Below are 25,697 nucleotides of genomic sequence, written 5' to 3'. Positions count from 1 at the left end.
CGTTCCCGATGCCCAATGCCCGTCCGCTTGCCCTCGCCGTCGCCCTCGGCCTGATCGCCCTCGCCTCCGCCGCCGATGCCGCGCCCAAGAAGAAGCGCGCCGCCGCGCCCAAGGCCCCGCCGATCAGCGCCGCCTGCAGCGACTTCTACGACGACGCCAACGCCGACTGGCTGAAGCAGAACCCGGTGCCGCAGACCGGCGCGGTCACCGCGCTGGGCCAGCTGGCCGAGCGCACCCAGCAGCAGCAGCGCGACCTGCTCGACGCCTCCATGCAGTCGCCGCAGAACGCGGTGCAGAAGGCGCTGGGCGATTTCTGGGCCAGCGGCCTGGACGAGGCCGCCGTGGAGAAGGACGGCTCCAACCCGATCGCGCCGCTGCTCGGCCGCATCGATGCGATCAAGAAGGCCAAGGACGTGCCGGCCTCGATCGCCGCGCTGCACCAGATCGGCATCCCGGTCGCGTTCAACTTCGGCGCCGACGTCGACCTGAAGGCGCTGGACCGCCACATCGGCTACTTCATGCAGGGCGGCATGGGCCTGCCCGACCCGGCGTTCTACACCCGCACCGACGCCGACACCATGGCGCTGATGGGTCGCTACCGCACCTACGTCAAGCAGATCCTGACCCTGACCGGCACCCCGGCCGACCGCCTCGAGGCCGACGCCCAGTCGGTGCTGCAGATCGAGACCGCGCTGGCGCGCAGCGCCAAGTCGCTGTCCGGCATCAACAACCCGTTCAACAACTACGCGCCGATCTCGACCAAGGAGTTGAACAAGCAGTACCGCAACCTGCAGCTCGACGCCTTCCTCAAGGCGCAGGGCGTCAACGACGACCTGGTGTCGATGGCCGACCCGGACATGTTCAAGCAGCTCGACGGCATGATCGTCAGCATCAAGCCCGAGCAGTGGAAGGCCTACCTGCGCTGGCGCGTGGGCGATGCGATGGCGCCGTACCTGTCCAAGAGCTTCCGCGATGCCAGCTTCGAGTTCCGCGGCCGCGTGCTGCAGGGCCAGGTCGCGCCGCCGCCGCGCTGGGCGCAGGTGCTGGACGCGATCAACGTCGCCGCCGGCCCGATGCTGGGCCGCGAGTACGTGGCCCGCTACCTGTCGGCCGACACCCGCCGCCAGGCCGAGACCATCGCCGACCAGGTGCGCGACGCGCAGATCGCCGCGGTCAAGCGCAGCACCTGGCTGAGCGAGCCGGCGCGCACCGAGGCGCAGGCCAAGCTGGCCGCACTGAAGATCGAGGTCGGCGCGCCGCGCCGCGACCTCGACTACACCCTGCAGCCGATGGGGCGCGGCAGCTTCGGCGGCAACATGCTGATCGCCTCCACCTGGCGTCACCGCGAGGAGATGAAGCGCATCGGCAAGGGCAACGCCGACCGCCGCTGGGACGTGCTGCCGCAGCAGCCCGCACTGACCTACGACATCGCCCAGAACCGCCTGATCGTCACCGCCGCGGTGCTGCAGCCGCCGGTGTACGCGGCCGGCGGCGACGCCGCGACGCTGTACGGCGCCTACGGCGCGATGGTCGCGCACGAGCTGATCGGCGCCATCGACAGCAAGGGCAGCCAGGTCGACGCGCAGGGCCAGTTGCGCAACTGGTGGACCCCGGAAGACAAGAGCGCCTGGAACGCGCTGGCCGCCCGCACCGCCGCGCAGTACGGCGCCTACGACTTCCCGGGCGTGAAGGGCGCCAAGGTCAACGGCCCGCTGACCCAGGACGAGGACCTGACCGACATCGGCAGCGTCGAACTGGCCTGGCAGGCCTACAGCGCCGCGCAACCGACCGCCAACGAGGCAAGCAAGCAGGCGTTCTACAAGGCCTGGGCCGGCCTGTGGGCGCAGCAACTGTCGCCGAACGAAGCCGTGCAGCGGGTCACCGCCGACGTGCACGCGCCCGGCCGCTGGCGCACCAACGGCGCGCTGGCCAACCTGCCCGCCTTCGCCGCGACCTTCACCTGCAAGCCCGGCCAGCCGATGGTGCGCAGCGAAGCCGAACAGATCCACCTGTGGCCGTGAGCCGGTGCCGGCGCTAGCCGCCGGCCAGGCACACACAGCAAGACGGCGCGGGCAACCGCGCCGTCTTGCGTTCAGGGGTCGGGAAAACGTGCCGCCGGCGTCGCGCCTGCGGCGCGCAGCAGCCGCAGGCGTTTTCGCTCAGCGCACGATGCGCGGACGCGGCGGCTTGCGCTTGCCGAACGGCGGCTGGCCGCGCCAGTAGCGGATCATCAGCCAGCCGAACAGCATGCCGCCCAGATGCGCGAAATGCGCCACGCCCGGCTGCCAGCCGGTGAAGCCCATCAGCAGTTCCAGCGCGCCGAACACGATCACGAAGGTCCGCGCCTTCATCGGGATCGGCGGGAACAGCAGCACCACCCGCTGGTTCGGGAACAGCATGCCGAATGCCAGCAGCAGGCCGAAGATGCCGCCGGAGGCGCCCAGGGTCGGATACGGCGCGCTGCCGTTGCTGAGCATCCACCAGCCGACCAGCAACTGGCACAGGCCGGCACCGACCACGCAGACCAGGTAGTAGGTCAGGAAGCGCTTGTTGCCCCAGGTCTGCTCCAGCGGCCCGCCGAACATGTACAGCGCCAGCATGTTGAACAGCAGGTGCGAGAAGCTGCCGTGCAGGAAGCCGTAGGTCAGCAACTGCCAGAGCTGGAAGTTCTGCCCGGGCGAGAACGCATCGAAGACGCCGATCGGCCACAGCATGAACGGCTCGAACGTCGCGTCGCCCAGCAAAAAGGGTTGCTGCAGCAGGAACACCACGACATTTGCGATCAGAAGCGCTTTAGTGACGGGCGGAAGTCTGGGAAACATGGTCGGGTCCGTGGCAACTGACTCCATCATAGCCGCTCGCTGGAGACTGCACTCCAACCAGCGTGGCTTGCATTCCACGACCAACGCTCCTCCTCCAAGAAATATTGCGAGCGCGGTGCGCCGAAGAGACAGCCGAGGGCGCGGGCGAAGCCTCGCGCAGTCAACATGCAGCATGCGCTTCGCGTCCGTACCCTCACCCCACCCCCTCTCCCGAAGGGAGAGGGGCTTAGCGTTCCCTTCTCCCTCCGGGAGAAGGTGCCCCGAAGGGGCGGATGAGGGTACGGGCGCAGCCTCATGCAGTCGAAACACCGCATGCGCTTCGCGCCCCTACCCTCACCCCAACCCCTCTCCCGGAGGGAGAGGGGCTTTTACCTCCTTCTCCCTCCGGGAGAAGGTGCCCCGAAGGGGCGGATGAGGGTACGAGCGCAGCCTCATGCAGTCGAAACATCGCATGCGCTTCGCGCACCTACCCTCACCCCAACCCCTCTCCCGGAGGGAGGGGGGCTTGGCGTTCCCTTCTCCCTCCGGGAGAAGGTGCCCCGAAGGGGCGGATGAGGGTACGGGCGCAGCCTCATGCAGTCGAAACACCGCTCGCGCTTCGCGCCCTACCCTCACCCCAACCCCTCTCCCGGGGGGAGAGGGGCTAAGCCCTTCACAGCCGGCGTCTTCTGCGCTTCGAGACACGAGCCCCGCAGTTCTGGCGCACCTCGCTAGCGCGGCCCCCAGACCTCGGCATCGAGATCGCGCGCCGGCGCCGGCGCACGCTTCACCCGTCCGCCCTGCACCGCCACGCCTTCGGCGCGCAGGCGCTGACATTGCTCGCGATAGCCGCGCGAGCCTTCGGGAAAGGCGATGCGGCCGTCGCTGCGCAGCACCCGGTGCCAGGGCAGCGCGGCATCGGCATTGCCGCCGAGCAGACGCGCCACCAGCCGCGCGCGTCCCGGCAACCCGGCCAGCATCGCCACCTCGCCATAGCCGCGCACCTGGCCCGACGGGATCGCCCGGATCGTCGCCAGGATCCGCGCATGCGCCTCAGCCGCCGCTGTTGCGGCCGGCGCCGACGCGCTCGCTGCGGGCGGCCGCCGTGGACTCATGCCGACCGTGCCCGCACCGGCCGCGACACCAGCAGCACCCCGCCCAGTACCAGCACGGTGCCGGCGATCTGCCACGGCCCCATTGCCTCGCCCAACACCAGCACGCTGAGCACGATGGTCGAGACCGGGCCGAGCATGCCGATCTGCGACGCGAGCGCCGAGCCGATGCGCTGCACCGCCAGCATCGTCGCCAGCACCGGCACCGCCGTGCACAGCGTGCCGTTGAGCAGCGACAGCGCGTAGACCGGTTTCGGCAGGACCAGCGCGTGCAGCGGCCGCAGCAGCAGGAACTGGGCGATGCACAGCGCGCAGGCGACCAGGCTGGCGTAGGCGGTCAATCGCACCGCGCCGACCCGCGCCACCAGTTGGCCGCTGCCGACCAGATAGGCCGCATAGGCCAGCGCGCTGCCGAATACCAGCAGGCTGCCCCAGGCGGTGCGCGCGCCGCCGATCTGCAGGTCGTGGCCGAACGCCAGCAACACGCCCAGGTAACTCAACGCAAGCGCCCACAGCTGGCGCCGCTGCGGACGCCGCCGCCACAGCAGGACGCCGATCAGCAGCACCAGGGTCGGGGTGAGATAGAGGATCAGCCGCTCCAGGGTCGCGGTGATGTAGGCCAGGCCGAGGAAATCCAGGAAGCTGGCCAGGTAGTAGCCGAGCACGCCCAGGGCGACGATTCGCCAACGGTCGCCCGCCTGCAGCGGCGGCGCGCGGCGCGCCGCCCACAGCGCCATCGCCGCGAAGCACGGCAGCGCCACCAGCATGCGCAAGGCCAGCAGGGTCACCGCATCGACGCCATAGCGATAGCCGAGCTTGACGATGATGGCCTTGCCGGAAAATGCGATCGCGCCGCCGGCGGCGAGCAGCACGCCACCGAGGCTGGCCTGGGTGGCGGTGGGGGCGACGGCGGCGGACGTACCGGACGCGCTCATCGCGCGGCGCCGCGGCAGGGAGAAGAGGACACGTGCATGCCGCCATTCTACGGCGCCACAGCCAACCAGCCGCCGGATCGCGGCGACCTCAGCGCATCAGCACCACTTCCTCGGCCGAAGTCGGATGGATCGCCACGGTGTCTTCCAGTTGCTGCTTGGTCACGCCCAGCTTCAATGCCACCGCAAAGCCCTGCAGGATCTCGTCGGCCCCATCGCCGAGCAGGTGGAAGCCGACCACACGCTCCTCGGCGCCCACGCACACCAGCTTGAACAGGCTGCGCTGCGGCGAATCGGCCAGCGCCTGCAGCATCGGCCGGAAATTGCTGCGGTACACGGTCACAACGTCGGCGCCATAGCGCTCGCGTGCCTGCTCCTCGCCCAATCCCACCTGGCCCAGCGGCGGATGCGAGAACACCACGCTGGGCACGTTCTCGTAGTCCAGCCGCGCCTGCGGCCGGTCGCCGAACACGCGGTCCATCAGCTTGCGCCCGGCGGCGATCGCCACCGGGGTCAGGCCGATCTTGCCGGCCACGTCGCCGATCGCATACAGCCCCGGCACGTCGGTGTTCTGGTACGCGTCCACCACGATCTCGTGCTTGTCGCCCAGGCGCACACCAAGCGCTTCCAGGCCAAGGTCGCGCGTGTTGGGGCGGCGCCCGATCGCGAAGAACACCTTGTCGACGCTCTCGCCGGGCTGCCCCTGCGCATCGACCACGCACAGGCCCTCGCCGCTGCGGCGCAAGGCGCCGGCGCGGTAGCCGAAATGCAGGCGCACGCCCTGGTGGCGCAGGTTGTCGGCAAGCTGCCGTGCCAGTTCCACGTCGAACCGCTCCAGCAGGCGCTCGCCCTGCACGTACAGTTCCACCCGGCTGCCCAGCGCCTGCAGCAGCCCGGCCAGTTCCACCGCGATATAGCCGCCGCCGACGATCGCCACCCGCGGCGGCGCCTCGCAGAGATTGAAGAAGTCGTCGGAGACCAGGCCCAGCTCGGCGCCGTCGATGTTCGGCCGCAGCGCGTGCGCGCCGGTGGCGATCACCACGTGCTTGGCGCTGACCCGCACGCCGTCGTCGCATTCGACGGTGTGCGCATCGACCAGCCGGCCGCGCCGCGGGATCAGCACCACGCCGTCGGCATCCAGCCGGCGCCGGTAGCTGGCGTGGATGTTGCCGATGTAGCCCTGGCGATGCGCCACCAGTTCCGCCCAGGACAGCGTGGCCTCCGGAATGGCGAAGCCGACCGCGCGCGCCAGGTCGATGCGTTCGACCAGATCCGCCGCCAGCCACATCGCCTTCTTCGGCACGCAGCCGACGTTGACGCAGGTCCCGCCGAGCGCGCTCGGCTCCAGGATCGCCACCCGTGCGCCATGGCTGGCGGCGCGGAAGGCGGTGGCCAGGCCGCCGGACCCTCCGCCCAGCACAAGAAGGTCGTAATCGCGGATCGCCCCGTTCACGGCGCACGCTCGGCGCGCGGCGGGGTCGCATCGGGCGCGGCACGGTGCGCGCGGTTCACATCGTCCATCGGCTGTCCTGTCGCATGTCTCGGTCGCCGCGGAGCATGCCATGGGCGACCGCGCGGCAGATGTGAGGACGCCGCTGCAGCGCCTGCGCTCAGGCCGCGTCGCGGCGCCGCATCGGCTGCCAGCGCAGGTAGCTGGCCGAGCGCCACAGCCACTCCACCGGACCGAAGCGGAACCGCTGCAGCCACCAGTGCGACAGCGCCACCTGCAGCGCGAACAGCGCGACCGCGAACGGGATCTGCCAGGCGCGCGGCAGTTGTTCGAAATAGCCGAAGCCGTAGCCGTAGAACAACGTCGTGCACACCAGCGACTGCAGCAGGTAGTTGCTCAGCGCCATGCGTCCGGCCGGCGCCAGCCACTGCAACGCCGCTGCGGCGCGCACCAGCCAGGCCGCATAGCCCAGCGCCATCAGGCCGCTGGCGACGCTGGCCAGGGCGTAGGCACAGGTCAGGCGCAGATCCAGCCGCGCCGGATCCATCCACGGCTCCAGCCGGAAGCTCAGCAGCATCAGCCCCAGCCCCAGCGGCAGCACACCCCAGCGCAGCACCGCCAGCAGCCGCGGGAAGCGCTGCGGTTGCGCGGCCAGGCCGCTGCGCACGCACCAGGCGCCGAGCAGGAACATGCCGAAGATGGTCGGCGCATTGAACAGCAGCCCGCTCAGCGATTCGACCAGGTCGCGCGCGCGCTGCGCGGTGGCCTGGGCGTAGCTGCCGTGGCCGAACACCTCGCGCTGCTGCGCCAGCGCCGCCGCGCCGTGCTGCGCCTGCTCGGCCATGTCCCGATGCCACTGCGCCGCACCGTGCGGATCGGCCTGCGCCGCCCAGGCGGCGGCGCCGACCAGCAGCCACAGCGCCGGCGCGAACAGGTAGACCACCAGCGCCATGCCCGGCAGCCAGCGCGTGGGCGCCTCGCGGAACGCCAGCAGCATGAACGCCAGCAACGCATAGCTGACCAGGATGTCGCCGGACCACAGCAGCACGGCATGCAGAAGGCCGATCAGCAGCAGCCCCGCGCTGCGGCGCAGGAAGAAACCACCGAACGGCCGCCGCGCGATCTCGGCGCGCTGCGCCATCACTGCGAAGCCCATGCCAAACAGCAGCGAGAACAAGGTGTAGAACTTGCCCTGCACCAGGATGTAGACCAGGGCGTCGGCGATGCGGTCGGCGCCGCGCAGCGCCGGATCCAGGCCGGTCATCGCCGCGTCCAGCGGGCCGACGAAGCCCTCGATGTTCATCAGCAGGATGCCCAGCAGGGCGAAACCGCGCAGCACGTCCAGCGTGGCGATGCGCTCGGCGGGCGCGACGGGCTGCAACACGGGGGCGGAAGTGGCCAAGGCGGCACCGGGCGGAAGGCCGGCGATGTCCCTCGCCGCGATCAGGAAGGCCGCCGGCGTCCGCAGCGGCACGATGGCGCCGCTGCGTGCGGCGCCAGGGCTGGCGGCACCGGCGCGACCGGCACCGCCGCCAACGCACTCAGTGGTGGTGGCCGCCGTCGCCGTGCACGTGGCCGTGCTCGATCTCTTCGGCGCTGGCCTCGCGCACGTCGACGATCTCCACGTCGAAGTGCAGGTCCTTGCCGGCCATCGGGTGGTTGAGGTCGACGTCGACCACGCTCATGCCGACCTTCTGCACGGTCACCGCGCGCGGGCCGAAGTTGGTCTGCAGCACCACCTGGCTCCCCGGCTGCAGCTTGACCGCGCCGAAATGCTTCTTCGGCACGCGCTGGCTCAGGCCCTCGCGGTATTCGCCGTAGGCGTCCTTGGCGGCCACGTCGACACCGAAGCTGTCGCCGGCGGCCTTGTCCATCATCGCGTTCTCCAGGCCCGGGATGATGTTGCCGTGGCCGACCAGGATCACCAGCGGATCGCGGTCCTTGGAGCTTTCGATCGGTTCTTGACCAACTTCCGAAACGGTGTAGTGGAAACGGACGACGCGGTCTTTTTCGATCTTCATGTGCACTCTGCGCTGTGGCTGCCGGGGGCAGACGGGATGGGCGGCTTGTCGGCCGCCGGGAGCGCCGCCATGATGGCGGCCTTCTGAGGTCGCGCATTATCCCGGCTCCATGCACAACACGCCAGTTTCGCCGCGCGGCCGCCGCGCGTTCCCGTGGTGGCTTTCGCTGCTGTGCACCGCCGCGCTGGCGGCCTGCGGACGCCACGAGGTCCGCCACGCCCGGCCGGCACCGGTGGCGGTGCGCGAGTGGCCGCAGGTGGCGCCGGCCGACCCGGGCGCGGCCAACGCAGTGCTGATGCGGGCGCTGGGCCTGGTCGGCACGCCCTACCGCTACGGCGGCAACACCCCCGAGTCCGGCTTCGACTGCAGCGGCCTGGTCGCCTACGTCTACCGCGACATGCTCGACCTGCGGCTGCCGCGCACCTCGCGCGAACTGGCCGCGGTACAGGGGCCGCGGATCGACCCGCAGCGGCTGAGCACCGGCGACCTGGTGTTCTTCGGCAGCGCTGGAAATGTGACGCACGTCGGAATTTATGTCGGTGAAGGCCGCTTCGTGCACGCTCCCAGCACGGGCGGAACGGTGCGCCTGGATTCGCTGGACGGGGCCTACTGGCGGGATCACTACACCGGCGCAAAGCGGGTTTTGCGCTGAACTGTGATTTCACCCACATTCATAATTACGAAAATTTAACCTTATTTGAACTTCCTATTTCTGTCTACAAGGCATGATCCCCCATCGTTTTATTTTGTGATCCAAGCGTGACGACCGAAGCCCAGACCTCTCCAGGCAAGCCCGCCGTTCCCCGCCGGACCGCTTTCCGCCTCTTCTGCACCGCCTCGCTCTGTTTCTCGGCCCTTCCGGCCCTGGCCCAGACCGCTCCCGCCGATACCGTCGTCCCGGAAGCGATCGCGACCGTCGCCCCCGCTCCCGCCCAGGTGAGCGCCACCGCGACCACCGCCCAGGCGACCGCGCAGACCCCCAACACCACCACCTCGGCCAAGCCGGCCGCCGCCCAGGCGCCCGCACCGTCGCGCAGCAAGGCCGACGCCGCCGCCACCGCCACCCTGGCCGCCCTGCTGCCGCACCTGGCCGCCAACGACACCATTCCGCTGATGGACCGCTCGGCGATGTTTGCCGGCGACATCAGCCGCCTGCTGGCCAACTACGACGTGTCCCAGCCGGTCCCGCGCGAAGGCGTGGTGCCGGGCGGCGACAAGGTCCAGTCCGTGCTCAAGCGCGCCATGGCGCTGCTGGGCACCCCGTACCGCTGGGGCGGCGAGGACACCGAAGGCTTCGACTGCAGCGGCCTGGTCGGCTACGTGTTCCGCACCGCGCTGGGCATCGAACTGCCGCGCGTGTCGCGCGAGATGGCCCGCGAGGCCAATGCCCAGCTGATCAAGGACCGCGACGCGCTGGCGCCGGGCGACCTGGTGTTCTTCGGTCGCAAGGGCCGCGTCGACCATGTCGGCCTGTACGTCGGCGAGGGCCGCTTCCTGCACGCCCCCAGCCGCGGCAAGGACGTGCGCGTGGACACGCTGACCTCCGGCTACTGGGGCGAGAAGTTCGTGCAGGCGCGCCGCGTGGCGATGTAAGCCGCCGCTCCGCAGATACCGCACAGAAAAGGCCGCTGGGGACAGCGGCCTTTTTCGTTGTGGCGTTTCGCGGCCGCCCGGCTGGCGCTCGTGCCACTGGCACCGACGCGGCCGCCCTCAGGCGGTGGCAACGATCGCGCGCACGTCCTTGTCGATCCGCAACGCGCCGTCGCCATGCGCAAACGCTGCCTCTACCGCCTGCCGCAAGGCTGACGCGTGCGCCTGCGGCGGCAACGGCAGACTCTGCAGATAGGCCATGACGTCCTCGGGATCGGTGCAGACCAGCACGTCGTCGAAGCGTGCGACCCGGACCTGTGCGAAGTGCATCGCGAACAGGCGCGCGCCCGCCTCCGCGTCCAGGCGCAGGGTGGACGGGTCGCGGTCCGGACCACCGGCCACCCCGGCGACCAGTTGCGCGAGTTGACGCATGTTGTCGCGACCATTGAGCACCGCCAGTACTGCCGCGCCTGGACGAACGATGCGCCGCAGCTCGCGCACGCCCGCATGCGGATCGGGCAAGTGGTAGAGCATATGCACGGCCAGTGCGGCGTCGATGCTGGCATCGCGCAGCGGCAGGCGCATCGCGTCGCCGACCACACCCCGTGGCCGCAACGCCGCCGCCTGCGCCAATGCCGCAGCGACCATGGCCGGCGAGCGATCCAGCAATTGCACTGCCAGCGATGGCGGCCATTGCCCGGCGAGCGCGCCCCACAGCTGGCCGGTGCCGCAGCCGATGTCGGCCACGCGCATGTCTGCGGCCAGCGGCACCTGCGCGCGCAACCACGGGTACCAATCGCCGCGGCCGTACTTGGCATGCAGCGACTTACGCTGCACCAGCCGCTGTGTATCGCCGTATTGCCGCTGCAGTTCCGCGCTGTCCGCCTGGAGCGTCATCGTCGCCGTCCGCGTTGCCCGCCGGCACGATACGCTGTCCGCCTCGATCGCGTCACCAGAACTTCGATGACACCACGCCCCTCGCCTGCCTCGCAGTCCTGCCATGCCGATGAGCCCGTCTGCCGGGTCGCGTCCTGGCCGCAATTGCAGGCGCCGCGCTGATGCCGGCCGAGCACGCCCTGCCCACGCCCGCCCAGGCGCTGGCGATCGCGCAATCGCTGCTGTGCACCCGCTACACCGACGCGGCGTTCGGCTTCGCGGCCGGCTCGATCCTGCGCGGCGAAGGCACGCATCTCTCCGATCTCGACCTGGTCGTGGTCTATGAGCACCTGCCGGCCGCACGCCGCGAATCGTTCCTCGCCGACGGCATGCCCGTCGAAGCATTCGTGCACGCCCCGGGCACGCTGGCCTGGTTCGTCGACGAAGACGCCGCCCGCGGCCGCCCAAGCCTGCTGCACATGATCGCCGAGGGCACCCTCGTCGGCACCGCGACCGAATCCGCACGCAGCCTGCAAAGCCAGGTCGCCGCGCGGCTGCAGGCCGGGCCGCCGCCGCTGACGCAGGCGCAACGGGACGCGCTGCGCTACGAGATCACTGACCTGGTCGACGACCTGTGCGGCGAGCGCAGCGCCGCCGAGATCCTCGCCATCGGCGCCCTGCTGCATCCGCGCCTGGCGGAACTGGCGCTGCGCGGACGCGGCCATTGGTACGGCAGCGGCAAGTGGGTGCCGCGCCTGCTGGCACGGATGGATCCGGCCTTGGGCCAACGCTTCGACCAGGCCTTCGCCGCGCTGTTCGCCAACGCCGACGGTGCGCCGGTGCTGGCGCTGGCGCAGCAGGAACTGGCCGTGCACGGCGGCCGCCTGTTCGACGGCGACTGCCGCATCGCGCCCGCGGACTGGCGCGCCTGAGCCAGCGCGCGGGCGCGCGCCCTCAGCCGTGGTAGTGGGCGATGGTGTCCTCGATGCCCTTGCTCAGTTCCATCACCTTCTGCGCGTACTCGGCCAGGCGATGGTCTTCCGGCGTGTCCGGATGCCAGGCCGGCACCGCGGTGGGGCGGCCTTCGACGCCATCCAGGGCCACGAACACGATGATGCAATGCGTACACAGACGCGGCTCACCGCCCATCGGATCGCGGGCGCGCACCTCGATGGCGAAATGCATGCTGCTGGTGCCGGTGTGGACCAGCTTGGCGCCGACCGTGACCATGTCGCTGATGCGGATCGGCGAGACGAAGCGGATGCCGCCCACCGCCACGGTTACGCTGTAGTGGCCGCTCCAGCCCACCGCGGCGGCGTAGCCGACCTGGTCGATCCACTTCATCACCACGCCGCCGTGGACCTTGCCGCCGTAGTTGACGTCGATCGGTTCGGCCAGGAAGCGGAAGGTCAGTTCGCGTTGCGTGCCGCTCATCGGGAGTCCATGCAGGGGAAGGAGGCGGCAGTCTGCCATGCGCCGCCGCCGCCAATCGCAACGGCGCCGCAATAAGGTGTCGCCGCAGACGCGCCGGCGGTCGGCGGCGCCGGCTAGACCGCGGCCAGCGCGAGATTGTCGCGCTTGCGGATGCACAGCCACGGGAAATGCGGCTGGCGCCAGCGCAACGCCCGCAGGCAGCGCACCGACAGCCGCCGTGGGTCGAACAACCGGCGCAGCACGATGCCGTCCAGTACCGCCTCGGTGTGCTGGTGGTACTGCTGCGCCAGTTCGGCGCAGCCCAGTCCGCTGAAGTAGCGCAGGCTGCGCGCGGCGCTGGCCCTGGCTTGCTCGACGTCGGCGTAGAACGGGCTGTCGAGGATGTGCAGTTCGCCGTCGTGCTGCAGCAGCTGCAGCAGGCGGGCGATCAGCGCACGCGGATCGGCGAAGTATTGGAGGCAGGCCGGCACCACCACGACATCGAACCGCTGCGCCGGCAGCGGCAAACGCAGGATGTCGCCGGCGACGAAGCTCAACCGCGGCGCGTCGGCAAAGACTCGCGCCGCCTGCGCCAGTTCGGTGCGATTGACGTCGACACCGCAGACTTCGCGCTGCAGGCCGCTGGCCAGGCGATACGACAGCCAGCCGTTGCCGCAGCCGAGTTCCAGCAGAGGACCGTCGCCGCCACGCGCACGCAGATGGCGCAACAGGCGCCGGCACGATTCGGCGCGCACCCGCCATTCGTGGCTGGCGCCGAGCGCGCCGGGCGGCTGCGGCAGCGTGCGCACTTGGGCGTCGCTGTAGAGCCGGCCTTCGCGGCGGCGCACGTCCAGGTAGCGCTGCTCGAACGGGTCGTCCGGCAGCGCGTCGTGCACCAGCACACCCGCGTGCAGCGTCAGCCCGGGCAACTGTCGCAGCTGCGCGCGCAGGCTCTCGGCAGGCGTACTCACGGACGCATCAACGCACCTGGCCGGAACCGTCGACCGGCGGATCTTCCAGGCCGACATTGCTCGGGGCGGCCTCGTAGATGCTGCGATCGAGCAGGCCGGTCTCCTTGGCCACCAGCACCGGCACCAGCATCTGCCCGGTCACGTTGGTCATGGTGCGCATCATGTCCAGCACGCGGTCGATGGCGTACAGGTAGCCGATGACCTCCAACGGCAGGTTGGCCGCGCTCAGCACCACCGTGGCCATCACCACCGCGGTGCCGGGCACGCCGGCGGTGCCGAAGCTGCCCAGCACCGAGGCGATCAGCACCACGAAATACTGGTTGGCGGTCAGCGGCACGCCGGTGTACTGGGCGATGAACACCGCGCACAGCGCCGGGAAGATCGCGCCGCAGCCGTCCATCTTGATGCTGGCGCCCAGCGGTACGGCGAACGCGGCGTAGTCCTTGTTGACGCCGAGGTTGTGGGTGATCGAACGCAGCGCCACCGGCATCGCGGCGAAGCTGGAGGAACTGACGAAGGCCACCTGCATGCCCGGCGCGGCGCCGCGGAAGAACTTCCACGGATTGAGCCCGTGCACCAGCAGCAGGCCGCTGTACACCACCACGATGTGGATCGCGCAGGCCAGGTACAGCGCCAGCACGAAATTGCCGAACGGCAGCAGCTTGCCGAAGCCGTAGCCGCCGACCAGCGCGGCGATCAGGCCGAAGGTGCCGAGCGGGGTCATCTCCAGCACGAAGCGGGTGACCTGGATCATGATCTCGCTCATCTGCCTGGTGAGCTTGCGCGCCTCGGCCACGCGCTCGCCGAGCTTGACCATGGCAAAGCCCAGCAGCGCGGCGAAGAAGATCACCGGCAGGATCGAACCGCGCCCGGCCGCCAGCACGGTCTCGCCAGCGGCATTGGTCCTGGTGCCGATACCGGTGAGCGCATAGAACGGGTTGGACGGCACCACGTCCAGCAGCACCTGCACCGGGCTGGGCACGTCGCGCGGGGTCCAGGCGCTGTCCACTCGCAGGCCCAGATGGCCGGCGCCCGGCTGCAGCACCGTGCCCACGGCCAGGCCGACGCCGACCGCCAGCGCCGCGGTGACCACGAACCACAGGAAGGTGCGCCCGCCCAGCTTGGCCACCGACTGCTGTCCGTGCAGCGCCGAGATCGCGTTGATGACCGCGAAGAACACCAGCGGCACCGCGATCATCTTGATCAGGGTGACGTACAGATCGCCCAGCGGCTTGAACCAGGTCTCCGCGGTCGGGCCCAGCGCCCAGCCCGCCAGGGCGCCCAGCAGGAAGCCGGCGACCACGCGCTGCCAGAACGGAATGCGTAACCAGGCCGTCACCAGTTTCATCGACGCTGTCCAGAAAGATCGGGGGTTTCGCACGATAGCGCACCCCGGCAGCAGCGACGACGCCATGGCTGGAAAGGCGCGATGTCATCGGCGTGCCTTGTCGTAGCCGGCATAATGCGGGGGACTTCGTTGTTCAGGACCCGTTCTGCGTATGCGCCTTTCCGTTTCCGCCCTCGCCGCCGCCTCCACCCTGCTGCTGGGTGCCTGCGCCAGCACGCCGCACGCGCCGGCCGCCAGCGCCAACATCGCGCCGATCGTCGTCCCCGCCGTGGCCCATCCGGCCGGCGAGACCCCGGCCTGGTGGTACCGCAGCGGCGCCGCCAAGGCCGCCAACAACGGCGCGATGCGTGGCAAGGCCAAGAACGTGATCCTGTTCCTCGGCGATGGCATGAGCCTCACCACCGTCGCCGCCGCGCGCATCCTCGACGGCCAGCGCAAGGGCGCCTCGGGCGAGGAGAACCAGTTGTCGTGGGAGGCGTTCCCGGCCACCGCGCTGAGCAAGACCTACAACACCGATTCGCAGACGCCGGATTCGGCCGGCACCATGACCTCGATCACCACCGGGGTGAAGACCCACATGGGCGCGATCGGCGTGGCCGCGGGCAAGCGCGACGCCTGCGCCGACAGCCTCGGCAAGCAGTTGCTGAGCTGGCTGGAACTGGCCGACAGCGCCGGCATGGGCACCGGCATCGTCACCACCACCCGCCTCACCCACGCCACCCCGGCCGCGACCTATGCGCACGTGCCCGAGCGCAACTGGGAAAGCGATGCCGACCTGCCGGAGAAGGCGGTGACCGAAGGCTGCCGCGACATCGCCCAGCAGATGGTGAGCGCGCGCTTCGGGCGCGGCCCGCAGGTGATGCTGGCCGGCGGCCGCGGCCAGTTCACCACCGTCGAGCAGCGCGATCCGGAATACGACGACAAGGTCGGCCTGCGCCTGGATGGCCGCGACCTGGTCGGCGAATGGCGCCAGCGCCATCCGCAGGGCGCCTACGTGTGGACCCGCGGGCAACTGGAGGCGGCGCAGAACGCGCCGGCGCTGCTGGGCCTGTTCGAGCCGGACCACATGCAGTTCGACCACGACCGCGACCGCAGCGCCAAGGGCGACCCGAGCCTGGCAGAGATGACCCGCGCCGCGATCCGTACCCTGTCGCAGGACAAGAACGGCTACGTGCTGATGGTCGAAGGCGGACGCATCGACCACGCGCACCACGCCGGCAACGCCTACCGCGCGCTGGACGAGACCATCGCCCTGTCGCAGGCGGTGCAGGCCGCGGCGGACGCGACCTCGGCCGAGGACACGCTGATCATCGTCACCGCCGACCACTCGCACACGCTGAACTTCGTCGGCTACCCGCAGCGTGGCAACCCGATCCTGGGCAAGGTCCGCGGCACCAGCGGCGAGGACGCCAACACCGGCGACCTGGCGCTGGACGGCAACGGCCAGCCCTACGCCACGCTCAGCTACGCCAACGGCCCCGGCTACACCGGCGCCAGCAACCAGCAGCCGGCCGGGGTCAAGACCTTCCCGCATGCGCCGAGCAACTTCGAGCCGGCCAACGGCCGTCCCGACCTGACCCACGTCGATACCGAAAGCCCGGACTTCATGCAGGAAGCGCTGGTGCCGACCAAGGCCGAGACCCACGGCGGCGACGACGTCGGCATCTGGGCGCGCGGCCCCGGCAGCAACGCCTTCCGCGGCAGCCTGGAGGAGAACGTGATCTACCACGTGATCGTGCAGGCCACGCCGACGCTGCGCGCGCGGCTGTGCCAGGCCGGCACCTGCAACGGCGACGGCGTGCCGGTGGAACTGCCCAAGCCGGCAGCGTTCATGACCGGCACCGCCACCGCGCAGTGAACCGCCTCCTGCCCCGGCCGTGGCGCCGTGGCCGCCTGCGTGCGGCAGCGGCGCTGCTCGCACTGGCGACAACCGCAGCCGCTGTGCAGGCACAGGCCCAGCCCGACGACGCCTGCCGGCTCGGCGATCCGACCACCGACCGCGACGTCGTGCCGGACTGCCGGCTCGGCGCCGACGAACGCCTGGTACTGACGCCACAGGCGCTGCGGCGCCTGACCTTCGATCGCGACGGGCTGGCGCTGCTAAGCGTCGGCGCACGCTTCTACTACGTGCGCGCCGATGGCCGCAGCTTGCCGGTGATCACCTGGGACAACGGTCCGGATGGATTCACTGAAGGGCTGACCCGCGGCATATTCCACGGCCGTATCGGCTTCTACGACCGGCAGCTGCGCGAGGTGATCGCGCCGGTCCACGACTTCGCCTGGCCGTTCGAGCACGGCGTCGCCGAGGTCTGCGACGGCTGCAGCGCGGGCACGCCCAACACCGACGGCCACACGCCGATGCAGGGTGGCCGCTGGTACTCCATCGATCGCCACAACCGCGAAGTGCCGGCGCCCAAGCGCTGAGCCGATGAGCGTGTGCGGTATGGCCGCGTTGTCGCGGAGAAGGTCGCCAAGGCTGGTTCTCTGCAACGCGTCTCTTTGAATCTCCCGCGATGTCGCGGGAAGCGCATCGTCCGCGAGGTGAGACATCCCCGCGTCGGGACTGAAGTCCCTCCCACAGGGGGCCAACGCACGTTGCGCGGCTTCAAGCGCCGTCGCGCGCTGGCGGCTGGCCAGCCGTCGCGTGCTGGCAACCAACATCGAGCGGGCACCGGGCTGAGCAAGCATTTGGGCCAGCCACGAGTGCCGACAATTGCTCTTGTGGGAGGGACTTCAGTCCCGACGCATTGAACTGAAAGGCGTCGGAACTCTGGCCGCAGGCCGGTCGTCGCGTGCTGGCCGCCGACATCCAGCGGGCAACGGGCTGAGCAAGCAGTCTGGATAGTCCCGAGTGCCGACACCTGCTCTTGTGGGAGGGACTTCAGTCCCGACGCGATTAGCTGAAAGGCATCGGGACTGAAGTTCCTCCCACAACGCTGCCAAGCGCAAAGACGTCGCCATGCCACGCTTCGCGCTGACCTGCGCTTGCGTCTACAGTGACGCGATGCCGCCGCACGCCTCTACGCCCCCGTTGTCCGCACTCGCCACCGCGCTGCCCGATCCGGCACCGGCGCCGCTGCTGCTCGGCCTCAGCGGCGGACTGGATTCGACCGTGCTGCTGCACCTGCTCGCGCAGCAGCCGTCGTATCGCAGCACCGGCCTGCGTGCGCTGCATGTGCACCACGGCCTGCATGCCGACGCCGACGCCTGGGCCGCGCAGTGCGCGCAGCTGTGCGCCGCGCTGGCGGTGCCGCTGCAGGTGGTGCGGGTGCAGGTGCCGCGCGACAGCGGCGATGGCCTGGAAGCGGCCGCGCGGCAGGCGCGCCGCCACGCCTTCGCGCAGGCGCTGCAGCCCGGCGAATGGCTGGCGCTGGCGCAGCACCGCGACGACCAGGCCGAAACCTTCCTGCTGCGCGCGTTGCGCGCGTCCGGGCCCGACGGCCTGGCGGCGATGCAGGCGCTGTCCGACTTCGCCGGCAGCCGCCTGTGGCGGCCGCTGCTGGCGCAACCGCGCAGCGTACTGCACGCCTATGCGCAGCAGCACGGCCTGCAGTGGATCGACGACCCCAGCAATGCCGATCCCGGCTTCGACCGCAATTTCCTGCGCCTGCAGGTGCTGCCGCTGCTGCGCCAGCGCTGGCCGCACGCCGATGCCGCCCTCGTCCGCAGCGCGCGGCTATGTGCCGACGCCAGTGCACTGCTGGAGGCGGACGACCGCACGGCGCTCGATGCGCTGCAGGACGCCCCGGGTGCTCCGCTGCCACTCGCCCCGCTGCGCGCCCTGCCCGCGGCACGACGCGCACGCGTACTGCGCCACTGGGTCGCACAGGCCGGACTGCCGCCATTGCCTGCGGCCGGCCTGGCCGCGATCGAACGCGACCTGCTGCAGCCGCGTGCCGATGCCGCGGCGCAGTTCGCCTGGCATGGCGCCTGCTTGCGCAGCTGGCACGACACGCTGTACGCCGAGCGCGACCCTGCGCCCTGGCCTGCGGACTGGCAGGCGCAGTGGGACGGCCGCGCGCCGCTGGCGTTGCCCGATGGCCGCCGCCTGCACCTGCGCGCCGACACCACGCTGGCCTTCGATACGCCGCTGCTGGTGCGCGCGCGCCGCGGCGGCGAACGTCTGCTTCTGCCAGGGCGGACGCAGTCGCAGGCATTGAAGCACCTGCTGCAGACGCAGGCGTTGCCGCCGTGGCAGCGCATGCGACTGCCGCTGCTGTTCGACGCCACGCAACTGCTGGCTGCCGGACCGGACCTGCTGGCCGCGCCGCTGCACGATTGGCTGCAGGCGCACGCTGCACGCCTTGAGCTGGATGCGCTGCCGGCGCCGGCGCGCGGCTCGCATTGACCCTGCTGCCGCCGCCGCGCACACTTTCGCCATGCCCAAGAAGCCCCAAGACGATGCCTCCCCGGTCGCCCGCTTCGAGCAGTCGCTCGAAGAACTGGAAGTGCTGGTGGAAAAGATGGAAGCCGGCGACCTGAGCCTGGAACAGTCGCTCAGCGCCTACGAGCGCGGCGTGGGCCTGTACCGGCAATGCCAGCAGGCGCTGGAGCAGGCCGAATTGCGCGTGCGCCTGCTCAGCGATCCCGAACAGCCCGACAGCGCCGAACCCTTCGACCCCGTGCCGCCCCATGGCGGCTGAGGCGGCGTTCGCACGCTGGCGCGAGCGGGTGGAAGCCGGGCTGCAGGCGCAGTTGCCGGCGGCCACGCTGGCGCCGCAACGCCTGCACGCGGCGATGCGCCACGCCACCCTCGGCGGCGGCAAGCGCATGCGCCCGCTGCTGGTCTACGCCAGCGGCGCGCTGTTCGGCGCCGACGCCGCGCGCCTGGACGCGCCGGCGCTGGCGGTGGAACTGATCCATGCCTATTCGCTGGTGCACGACGACCTGCCGGCGATGGACGACGACGCCCTGCGCCGCGGCCAGCCGACCGTGCACATCGCCTTCGACGAAGCCACCGCGATCCTCGCCGGCGATGCGCTGCAGAGCCTGGCGTTCGCGCTGTTGGCCAATGCCGAGGACGCGGCGCCGACACTGCGCGTGCAGTGGCTGCAGACCCTGGCCGAGGCCGCCGGCGCGGCCGGCATGTGCGGTGGGCAGGCGCTGGACATCGACGCCACCGGCCGCGTGCAGGCCCTTGCCGACCTGCAACGCATGCATGCGCTGAAGACCGGCGCACTGATCCGCGCCAGCGTGCGCCTGGGCGCACTCGGCGGCGGCGCCGCCGCCGATGCGCTAGCGCAGCTGGATACCTTCGCCACCGCGCTGGGCCTGGCCTTCCAGGTGCGCGACGACATCCTCGACGTGGAAGCCAGCTCCGAACAGCTCGGCAAGACCGCCGGCAAGGACGCGGCGCAGGCCAAATCCACCTACCCGGCCCTGCTCGGCATGGACGGCGCCAAGGCCAAGCTGGCCGAACTGGCGCAGGCGATGCAGGACAGCCTGGAAGGCTATGGCGCTGCCGCCGATACACTGGCGGCGCTGGCGCGGCTCGCGGTCGATCGCGCGCACTGATCGCCACGCTCGACGTGTGCGATCGTTGCGGCTGGGCCGCACGCGTCATTAGCCGCGCAGGCGCTGCACCGCATCCGCGAAACCAGGGATGAATGCTGGCGCTGGCCGCGCGCAGCCCGTGATGACCAGAGGCGCTGTTGCAGGAGCGGCTTCAGCCGCGACAGACGGCATCGGTCATGCCTGTCGCGGCTGAAGCCGCTGCTACATGGGCTTGCGGTGAGTGTCTGAGGCAATGTGGGAGGGACTTCAGTCCCGACTGCTTTCGCGATCCGATCGTCCGCCACGCCGCTCGTCGCGGATGCATGACGGTTGACTCCCACACCAGGCGACCAGGGGCATCTCACGCCACGGCAACCCGCGTTGCCGCAAAAATGCCGACGCCGCGCATACCGCTGCAGATCGCGATGACGACGGCTGCGGCGAATGGAGATCCCGGACGTCCTCATCGCCTTCGGCAAACGCCGCCACCAGCACGATCTGCACGCACGCACACGCACAGTGCGAGCGTGATCGCCACATGGCCTATCGCGACGCTGCGCTCGATCCAGTGCATGCCGCTGCAGCGCGACACTCACGCGCGGCGATGTCTGTCCGCGATGCCGATACTGAGACCTGGCGCGCGCTTCGCTGGACGAAATCGAAGACAAACACACCTGCGACGCGCACGCGCGCATCACCGGGCTAGTTTGCTTCGGCCCCTGTCACGGGGCGCCCACTTTCGACGGAGAGAGACTGCATGAAACACGCATCCCGGATCTCGGCAGCGATCGGCTTCAGCCTGGTCGGCATCATCTCGGCGGCCACGGCGCAATCGCAACTCACGCGCACGCCCGCGCCGCTGCAGGTCGAACTGACGCCGGTCGCCGACGCCGACGGCCAGCAGCGCGGCCAGATGGCGGTGACCGTGCGCAACACCGGCACGCAGGTCGCACGCGTGCCCAAGTGGGAACTGCCGCTGGGCGATCTCGACAACGCCCTGTTCCAGGTCCAGCGCGACGGCAAGCCGGTGGATTACGTCGGGCGCCTGGTCAAGCGCGCCGCGCCGCGCGCCGAGGACATGGTGGTGCTGCAGCCGGGCGAAGCGAAGCAGGCGCAGATCGACCTGAGCCGCGCCTACGACCTGACCCGCAGCGGCACCTACAGCATCCGCCTCGACGCGCCGCTGCAGGGCGCCGCGCTCGCCGATGGCGCGCGCATGCTGCGCGCCGACGGCGAGCCGCAGACCCTGTCCAGCGCGCCGCTGACGGTATGGCTGGATGGCGGCCGCGGCCATGCGGTGCGCAACGACCTGATGGTCGGCCCGCAGGCGGTGGTCAACGGCGTCAACTACGCCTCGTGCAGCACCAGCCAGATCAGCACCATCGGCAGCGCGGTGAACGCGGCACGCACCTACTCGCAGAACGCCAAGACCTACCTCAACGGCGGCAGCACCGGCGCGCGCTACACCACCTGGTTCGGCGCCTACAACGCCAGCCGCTACAGCACCGCCACGTCCAACTTCGTCAACATCGATTCGGCGATCGACCAGAACAACGGCCAGATCACCATCAATTGCGGCTGCAGCGACAGTTCCTACGCCTACGTGTATCCGAACCAGCCGTACCAGATCTACGTGTGCAATGCGTTCTGGAGCGCGCCGCTGACCGGCACCGACTCCAAGGCCGGCACCCTGATCCACGAAATGAGCCACTTCAGCGTGGTCGCCGGCACGCAGGACACCGCGTACGGCCAGAGCGCGGCCAAGAGCCTGGCCAAGAGCGATCCGGCGCGCGCGGTGAAGAACGCCGACAGCCATGAGTACTTCGCCGAGAACAATCCGTCGCAGAACTGAGTCCGGCACGCCGGTGATGTCCCCGGGCGCCGACCTCGCGTCGGCGCCCGGTTCGCGTGCGGCCCAGGCCGCACGCTCTATGCCCGCGTGGTGTCCTAGGCCACCAAACCCTCCAACCTGGGCAGCCCCGCGCTGCCGGGAAACACCTGGGTGTCCAGCGCGCGCTCGGACACGCCCAGATGCGCGCCGAGCACGTGCCGGAACAGGCTGCGCAGGTCGCTGGTGGCGCGCAGGTCGCGGCCCTCGTTCAAGGCCCGCGGCGACAGGCCGGGCCAGTCTCCCGCGATGCGCCCGCCGCGCACCGCGCCGCCGGCCAGGAACGCCACCCCGCCGGTGCCATGGTCGGTCCCGCCGGTGCCGTTCACCGCCGCGGTGCGGCCGAACTCGGTCACCACCGCGACCACGCTGCGCGACCAGCAGGCCTGCGCGCCATCGTGGAACGCGCGCAGCCCCGCATCCAGTTCGCCCAGCTTGCGCTGCAGCACCGCGGCCTGGTTGCCGTGGGTATCCCAGCCGGCATCCTCGACGAAGCCGATCCGCGGCCCGTCGGGCTTGGTCATGAAGCTGGCCGCCGCACTCATCGCCTGCGGCAATTGCCCACCCTTGACGCTGTCCACCTGCATGCCCTGCTCGCGCAGCGCGCGCGCGAAATCACCGGCCAGCTGCGGATCGGCGGCATACAGCGGCTGCAGGCGCTGCAGCAGGATCGGATTGACCGCGCTCGGCAGAGGCGGCGACCAGCTGTTCACCGCGCCAGGGCCGCGCATGATCAGCGGCGTCACCGCGCTCACCGACACCGCCTCGGCGCCGTGCAGGGCCAATGCGCAGCGGTTGAGCCAGCCGCTGGCGGCGCCACTGGGCCGCGCGGTGCCGTTCTCCAGGCAATCCTGCGCCTCGAAGTGCGAGCGCTCGCGGTACGGCGGCGCCACCGCCACCACCGGCAGCCATTGCTTGCGCGCGTACAGCTCATGCGCGAACGCCAGCGCCGGATGCAGCGCGAAGCTGCCGTCCAGGGCCAGGGTCTGCGGCGGCGCCAGCGCGCCGCGCAGGCGTGCGTAGTCGGGGTCGGCGGTCGGCACCAGCGCATGCAGCCCGTCCAGCGCGCCGCGCAGCAGCACCACCAGCAGGCGCGTATCGGCGCCCGGCGCGGCCAGGCCGCTGCCCGCCCACAGGCTCAACACGGTGGCCGCACCGCTGGCGGCAAGGAAACGACGGCGTGTCAGTTGCATCGGAGCTTCTCCCATCGCGGATCGGACCGCGCGCCGCTCAGGCGCGCCATTGGAAGGCCGGGCTGGCCAGCAGCACCGCCACGCCTTCGCGTGGCGATTCGGCGCGCCGCACCGCGGTCAGCGTGTCCGCATCCGGACCGTCGCCGAACGCGGTCGCGGCCAGTGCCAGCGGCTCGCCTGGGGCCATCCCGGCCAGCGCCTCGGCGGCCTGCACGCGCTTCCACAGTGCGTCGGCGCCGCTCCATTCCGCGGCCACGTCGGCATAGCCGGCCGGCGAGCGCGGCGTGAACGGCGGCTGCCCCATCCGTGCCAGCAGGGTCAGCACGGTCTTCTGCTGCGGCGGTGCCTCGGGCCAGGTACCTCCGGCGCGCAGTGCGGACACCACGAAATCCTGCGGCGGCTTGAACTTGCGCGCCTGCGCGTCCCATGCCTCGGGGCTGTCGATCAGGGCGCGGTAGACGTGGCGCAGGTCGCCATCGTTGCGCCGCCACGCGTCGGCCATGCGCTGTACCAAGGCTGGCGGCGGATCGTCGCGGACGAAATGCCGGGCCAGCTTGAACGAGACGTGCTGCGCGGTGGCCGGGTGCCGCGCCAGCGCCGCCAGGATCGCCTCGCCCTGCGCCACGCCGTCCTCGGCGTAGCGCCGGCCCAGCACCAGGCGGCTGCCGGCGGCATGCGCCGGCGCGCGGAACACGAAGGCGGCCCCAGGCGCGCCCTGCTCGAAATCGCGTGGCGCCGGCACGCCCCAGCCGGTGATCGCACGCGCCAGTTCGGTGACGTCGGCCTGGGTATAGCCGCCGTCCACGCCCAGCGTGTGCAGTTCCAGGATCTCGCGCGCCAGATTCTCGTTGAGCCCCAGGCGGCGTACGGGACGTTCGGGATCCAGGCGCAGGGCCCGGCGCTGCGCGCGTTGCGCCAGCAGCGAGTCGGGGCCGACCGAATTGGCGTTGTCCAGGTAGCGCAGCATCGCCGGGTGCCGCTCCACCGCCAGCAGCAGGTCGGCGAAGCGGCCCATGCAGTGCGGGCGGATCGCCTCGCGTTCCATCGGCGCCGCGTACAGCGCGGCTGCGCGCTTGTCGACCGAGACCGCGAAATGATTGGACCAGAACTGCACCAGGCGCTCGGCGAATCCGGCCGGGGTGGACACCGCGACCCGGTAGCGCGCCGCCAGTTCCTGCGCCTGTGCCTGCCGGTACAGCCCGCGCGCGGCCTGCTGCGCCTGCTGGGCGGCCTGCTGCGGATCGCCGGCCGCCTGCTGCCGCGCCTGGCGGCGTTCGCGCTGGTAGTCGGCCTCGCGGCGCAGGTAGGCCAGGCTGTCGGGCAGGCCCTGCAACTCCGCCGCCAGCGGCGGCGACTGCAACTGCGCGGCGAGCCAGGCGCGCGGTTCGCCCATGGCAGCCAGGTCCCCGGGACGGGCGCCCAGGCCGAAGCGGTTGGCGGCGCTCAAGCTCTCGCGGCGGATCATGCGGCGCTCCGGTGATGGCGACAGCCTTGCAAACGCGCAGCACGGGCCGCGGTTGACCGGCCGGTGGCGGCGTTGCGCCTGGCCGCCCTGCGACCTCCCGCCGGAGCGCGGCGCGGGCACAAAAAAGGCCCGGCGCAGCGGCCGGGCCTTCGGGGACGCGTCGCAGGCGCGCTTACTTGATCAGGCGCAGCGCGAACGGGTAGCGGTAGGCGACGCCGTCGTTGGCCTTGATGCCGGCCAGGATGCAGAACACCAGGTTCACCACCCACACCACCGGCATCAGCAATCCGCCGATGACGATCACGCTGAGCACCACGCAGATCACGTACGCGATGGCGACGGTGATCTGGAAATTCAGCGCTTCCTTGGCCTGGTCGTTGAGGAAGGACTTGGCCGGGTTGTCCTTGTTCACCAGCCAGATGATCAGCGGCACGATGAAGCCGGCGATGATCCCGGACAGATGGGTGATCAGCGCGACAGTGCGATCTTCCTGGGGGCCTGCCGAGGCCGGCGGCGGCGGCGGGGCAGTGACGTTGTCGAATTCGCTCATCGGTATTCCGTTCCTTTGGTGGTGAGGGGACAAGACGTTTGGCGCGTCACTCTCGGCGGCTGGCGCAGCGCTGTCAAGCCAAGCCGGCAAGGCGGGAAGACGCCTCGACGGGCTCAAGGATCGCCCGCTCGGCAACCGCGGCGCTGATCCGACGCCCCATACGGCAGCGGATCGCGCTAGCGGCGACCGAGCATGGCCTTGGCCGCCGCGTATAGGCTGACGCCCATCGCCACAAGCAGCATCAGGACCAGCAGCCACCCGAACACGAGCACGGCACCGAAGATCAGCACGCTCGGCGCCAGCAAGACCGCACTCAGTAGGGACAGGCCGAGGCCCATCCGCATGGCCTGGCGCGCGTGTTCGGCGACGAACGGCTGCCTGCCCCGCATCACCCACCATTGCGCGCCCGGCAACAGCCACAGCAACAGCAGCCACCACAGCGCGTAGCCCAGGTGCACATTGCAGGCGGCGAACAAGCCGATCCACATCGACAGATGCGCAAATGCCGCCAGCGCGCGCTCCCACGCGGGCGCAGGGCCGTCGGTGATCGTGTTCTCGGTGTCGCTTGCCTGCATGGCTGTGCGTCCTTGCGCG

At 70.7% G+C, this 25,697-nt stretch carries 24 protein-coding genes; 10 read left to right on the top strand and 14 right to left on the bottom strand.

Annotation, left to right across the window (positions count from 1 at the left end):
* Positions 1–8 precede the first annotated feature (8 nt).
* Positions 9–2,021 carry a M13 family metallopeptidase gene (locus tag SLW52_RS04565; RefSeq protein ID WP_017915602.1) on the top strand — a complete coding sequence of 671 codons (2,013 nt, stop codon included), beginning with the start codon at positions 9–11 and terminating at the stop codon, positions 2,019–2,021.
* A 138-nt stretch (positions 2,022–2,159) separates the two neighbouring features.
* Here SLW52_RS04565 and SLW52_RS04560 read toward each other — a convergent pair whose 3' ends face one another.
* The 6 genes from SLW52_RS04560 to SLW52_RS04535 all read right to left on the bottom strand — a co-directional run bounded on the left by SLW52_RS04560 (position 2,160) and on the right by SLW52_RS04535 (position 8,316).
* The gene (locus tag SLW52_RS04560; RefSeq protein ID WP_267121137.1) at positions 2,160–2,822 is read right to left on the bottom strand and encodes a rhomboid family intramembrane serine protease; all 663 of its coding nucleotides are present in this window, start codon (positions 2,820–2,822) and stop codon (positions 2,160–2,162) included.
* A gap of 710 nt (positions 2,823–3,532) precedes the next feature.
* Positions 3,533–3,916 (bottom strand): MGMT family protein, encoded by a 384-nt coding sequence (locus tag SLW52_RS04555; protein WP_026143991.1) that lies wholly within the window; start codon positions 3,914–3,916, stop codon positions 3,533–3,535.
* A complete protein-coding gene (locus tag SLW52_RS04550) occupies positions 3,913–4,848 on the bottom strand; it encodes a DMT family transporter (RefSeq protein ID WP_295943621.1) in 936 nt (311 codons plus the stop codon). Before SLW52_RS04550 ends, SLW52_RS04555 begins: the two co-directional genes overlap by 4 nt.
* An 88-nt stretch (positions 4,849–4,936) precedes the next feature.
* Complete coding sequence (gorA, locus tag SLW52_RS04545) at positions 4,937–6,298, bottom strand: glutathione-disulfide reductase (protein WP_320739305.1); 1,362 nt, start codon at positions 6,296–6,298, stop codon at positions 4,937–4,939.
* A 157-nt stretch (positions 6,299–6,455) separates the two neighbouring features.
* Positions 6,456–7,697 (bottom strand): DUF418 domain-containing protein, encoded by a 1,242-nt coding sequence (locus tag SLW52_RS04540; protein ID WP_320744233.1) that lies wholly within the window; start codon positions 7,695–7,697, stop codon positions 6,456–6,458.
* 139 nt (positions 7,698–7,836) lie between these two features.
* Positions 7,837–8,316, bottom strand: coding sequence for a peptidylprolyl isomerase (locus SLW52_RS04535; protein ID WP_017909247.1), 480 nt, complete (start codon positions 8,314–8,316; stop codon positions 7,837–7,839).
* Between the two features lie 109 nt (positions 8,317–8,425).
* On the opposite strand from SLW52_RS04535, the gene SLW52_RS04530 reads away from it, so the two are divergent.
* Together SLW52_RS04530 and SLW52_RS04525 are read left to right on the top strand one after the other, a co-directional pair.
* The gene (locus tag SLW52_RS04530) at positions 8,426–8,968 is read left to right on the top strand and encodes a C40 family peptidase (RefSeq protein ID WP_320739307.1); all 543 of its coding nucleotides are present in this window, start codon (positions 8,426–8,428) and stop codon (positions 8,966–8,968) included.
* A 107-nt stretch (positions 8,969–9,075) separates the two neighbouring features.
* Complete coding sequence (locus SLW52_RS04525) at positions 9,076–9,909, top strand: C40 family peptidase (protein WP_082028753.1); 834 nt, start codon at positions 9,076–9,078, stop codon at positions 9,907–9,909.
* A 117-nt stretch (positions 9,910–10,026) separates the two neighbouring features.
* On the opposite strand, the gene SLW52_RS04520 is transcribed toward SLW52_RS04525, so the two are convergent.
* Entirely contained in the window at positions 10,027–10,803 is a 777-nt protein-coding gene (locus SLW52_RS04520) for a class I SAM-dependent methyltransferase (protein ID WP_152182841.1), read from the bottom strand.
* Between the two features lie 161 nt (positions 10,804–10,964).
* On the opposite strand from SLW52_RS04520, the gene SLW52_RS04515 reads away from it, so the two are divergent.
* A complete protein-coding gene (locus SLW52_RS04515) occupies positions 10,965–11,714 on the top strand; it encodes a nucleotidyltransferase domain-containing protein (RefSeq protein ID WP_320739308.1) in 750 nt (249 codons plus the stop codon).
* A 22-nt stretch (positions 11,715–11,736) separates the two neighbouring features.
* Here the strand turns inward: SLW52_RS04515 and SLW52_RS04510 are convergent, their stop codons facing one another.
* The 3 genes from SLW52_RS04510 to SLW52_RS04500 form a co-directional block, all read right to left on the bottom strand.
* Positions 11,737–12,216 (bottom strand): acyl-CoA thioesterase, encoded by a 480-nt coding sequence (locus SLW52_RS04510; RefSeq protein ID WP_017909252.1) that lies wholly within the window; start codon positions 12,214–12,216, stop codon positions 11,737–11,739.
* Positions 12,217–12,329: 113 nt separating this feature from the next.
* Entirely contained in the window at positions 12,330–13,166 is an 837-nt protein-coding gene (locus SLW52_RS04505; RefSeq protein ID WP_295972534.1) for a class I SAM-dependent methyltransferase, read from the bottom strand.
* A 7-nt stretch (positions 13,167–13,173) separates the two neighbouring features.
* The gene (locus SLW52_RS04500; RefSeq protein ID WP_320739309.1) at positions 13,174–14,514 is read right to left on the bottom strand and encodes a dicarboxylate/amino acid:cation symporter; all 1,341 of its coding nucleotides are present in this window, start codon (positions 14,512–14,514) and stop codon (positions 13,174–13,176) included.
* 151 nt (positions 14,515–14,665) lie between these two features.
* Between SLW52_RS04500 and SLW52_RS04495 the strand changes: the two genes are divergently transcribed.
* The 6 genes from SLW52_RS04495 (at position 14,666) to SLW52_RS04470 (ending at position 21,859) form a co-directional block, all read left to right on the top strand.
* Entirely contained in the window at positions 14,666–16,372 is a 1,707-nt protein-coding gene (locus SLW52_RS04495; RefSeq protein ID WP_320739310.1) for an alkaline phosphatase, read from the top strand.
* Positions 16,369–16,938 (top strand): WG repeat-containing protein, encoded by a 570-nt coding sequence (locus SLW52_RS04490; protein WP_320739311.1) that lies wholly within the window; start codon positions 16,369–16,371, stop codon positions 16,936–16,938. Before SLW52_RS04495 ends, SLW52_RS04490 begins: the two co-directional genes overlap by 4 nt.
* Positions 16,939–17,545: 607 nt before the next feature.
* Positions 17,546–18,862: a tRNA lysidine(34) synthetase TilS gene (gene tilS, locus SLW52_RS04485; RefSeq protein WP_320739313.1), complete on the top strand. Its 1,317-nt coding sequence runs from the start codon at positions 17,546–17,548 to the stop codon at positions 18,860–18,862.
* Positions 18,863–18,893: 31 nt separating this feature from the next.
* Positions 18,894–19,157: an exodeoxyribonuclease VII small subunit gene (locus SLW52_RS04480; protein ID WP_160947972.1), complete on the top strand. Its 264-nt coding sequence runs from the start codon at positions 18,894–18,896 to the stop codon at positions 19,155–19,157.
* A complete protein-coding gene (locus tag SLW52_RS04475; RefSeq protein ID WP_267121146.1) occupies positions 19,147–20,028 on the top strand; it encodes a polyprenyl synthetase family protein in 882 nt (293 codons plus the stop codon). The genes SLW52_RS04480 and SLW52_RS04475 overlap by 11 nt, the downstream gene beginning before the upstream one ends.
* A 736-nt stretch (positions 20,029–20,764) precedes the next feature.
* A complete protein-coding gene (locus tag SLW52_RS04470) occupies positions 20,765–21,859 on the top strand; it encodes a M35 family metallo-endopeptidase (RefSeq protein ID WP_017909615.1) in 1,095 nt (364 codons plus the stop codon).
* Positions 21,860–21,954: 95 nt separating this feature from the next.
* Here SLW52_RS04470 and SLW52_RS04465 read toward each other — a convergent pair whose 3' ends face one another.
* From SLW52_RS04465 to SLW52_RS04450, 4 genes are all read right to left on the bottom strand, one after another.
* Positions 21,955–23,088 (bottom strand): DUF1501 domain-containing protein, encoded by a 1,134-nt coding sequence (locus SLW52_RS04465; RefSeq protein WP_267085079.1) that lies wholly within the window; start codon positions 23,086–23,088, stop codon positions 21,955–21,957.
* A 37-nt stretch (positions 23,089–23,125) separates the two neighbouring features.
* Entirely contained in the window at positions 23,126–24,553 is a 1,428-nt protein-coding gene (locus SLW52_RS04460; RefSeq protein WP_320739314.1) for a DUF1800 domain-containing protein, read from the bottom strand.
* A gap of 172 nt (positions 24,554–24,725) precedes the next feature.
* On the bottom strand, positions 24,726–25,103 hold the full coding sequence (locus SLW52_RS04455; protein ID WP_017910613.1) for a DUF4870 domain-containing protein: 378 nt from the start codon (positions 25,101–25,103) through the stop codon (positions 24,726–24,728).
* 176 nt (positions 25,104–25,279) lie between these two features.
* A complete protein-coding gene (locus tag SLW52_RS04450; RefSeq protein ID WP_295943649.1) occupies positions 25,280–25,678 on the bottom strand; it encodes a DUF4870 domain-containing protein in 399 nt (132 codons plus the stop codon).
* Between the last annotated feature and the right edge of the window lie 19 nt (positions 25,679–25,697).

The organism is Xanthomonas sp. LF02-5 (assembly GCF_034105325.1).
Taxonomy (GTDB): Bacteria; Pseudomonadota; Gammaproteobacteria; order Xanthomonadales; family Xanthomonadaceae; genus Xanthomonas_A; species Xanthomonas_A sontii.
Note: the sequence above shows the minus strand (reverse complement) of the source record. Positions and strands in the feature narration are given on the sequence as shown.

Coding starts and splice junctions, on each gene's coding strand:
- SLW52_RS04565 (WP_017915602.1), top strand. CDS start 9: ATGCCCAATGCCCGTCCGCTTGCCCTCGCCGTCGCCCTCGGCCTGATC.
- SLW52_RS04560 (WP_267121137.1), bottom strand. CDS start 2,822: ATGTTTCCCAGACTTCCGCCCGTCACTAAAGCGCTTCTGATCGCAAAT.
- SLW52_RS04555 (WP_026143991.1), bottom strand. CDS start 3,916: ATGAGTCCACGGCGGCCGCCCGCAGCGAGCGCGTCGGCGCCGGCCGCA.
- SLW52_RS04550 (WP_295943621.1), bottom strand. CDS start 4,848: ATGAGCGCGTCCGGTACGTCCGCCGCCGTCGCCCCCACCGCCACCCAG.
- SLW52_RS04535 (WP_017909247.1), bottom strand. CDS start 8,316: ATGAAGATCGAAAAAGACCGCGTCGTCCGTTTCCACTACACCGTTTCG.
- SLW52_RS04530 (WP_320739307.1), top strand. CDS start 8,426: ATGCACAACACGCCAGTTTCGCCGCGCGGCCGCCGCGCGTTCCCGTGG.
- SLW52_RS04520 (WP_152182841.1), bottom strand. CDS start 10,803: ATGACGCTCCAGGCGGACAGCGCGGAACTGCAGCGGCAATACGGCGAT.
- SLW52_RS04515 (WP_320739308.1), top strand. CDS start 10,965: ATGCCGGCCGAGCACGCCCTGCCCACGCCCGCCCAGGCGCTGGCGATC.
- SLW52_RS04510 (WP_017909252.1), bottom strand. CDS start 12,216: ATGAGCGGCACGCAACGCGAACTGACCTTCCGCTTCCTGGCCGAACCG.
- SLW52_RS04500 (WP_320739309.1), bottom strand. CDS start 14,514: ATGAAACTGGTGACGGCCTGGTTACGCATTCCGTTCTGGCAGCGCGTG.
- SLW52_RS04495 (WP_320739310.1), top strand. CDS start 14,666: ATGCGCCTTTCCGTTTCCGCCCTCGCCGCCGCCTCCACCCTGCTGCTG.
- SLW52_RS04480 (WP_160947972.1), top strand. CDS start 18,894: ATGCCCAAGAAGCCCCAAGACGATGCCTCCCCGGTCGCCCGCTTCGAG.
- SLW52_RS04475 (WP_267121146.1), top strand. CDS start 19,147: ATGGCGGCTGAGGCGGCGTTCGCACGCTGGCGCGAGCGGGTGGAAGCC.
- SLW52_RS04470 (WP_017909615.1), top strand. CDS start 20,765: ATGAAACACGCATCCCGGATCTCGGCAGCGATCGGCTTCAGCCTGGTC.
- SLW52_RS04465 (WP_267085079.1), bottom strand. CDS start 23,088: ATGCAACTGACACGCCGTCGTTTCCTTGCCGCCAGCGGTGCGGCCACC.
- SLW52_RS04460 (WP_320739314.1), bottom strand. CDS start 24,553: ATGATCCGCCGCGAGAGCTTGAGCGCCGCCAACCGCTTCGGCCTGGGC.
- SLW52_RS04455 (WP_017910613.1), bottom strand. CDS start 25,103: ATGAGCGAATTCGACAACGTCACTGCCCCGCCGCCGCCGCCGGCCTCG.
- SLW52_RS04450 (WP_295943649.1), bottom strand. CDS start 25,678: ATGCAGGCAAGCGACACCGAGAACACGATCACCGACGGCCCTGCGCCC.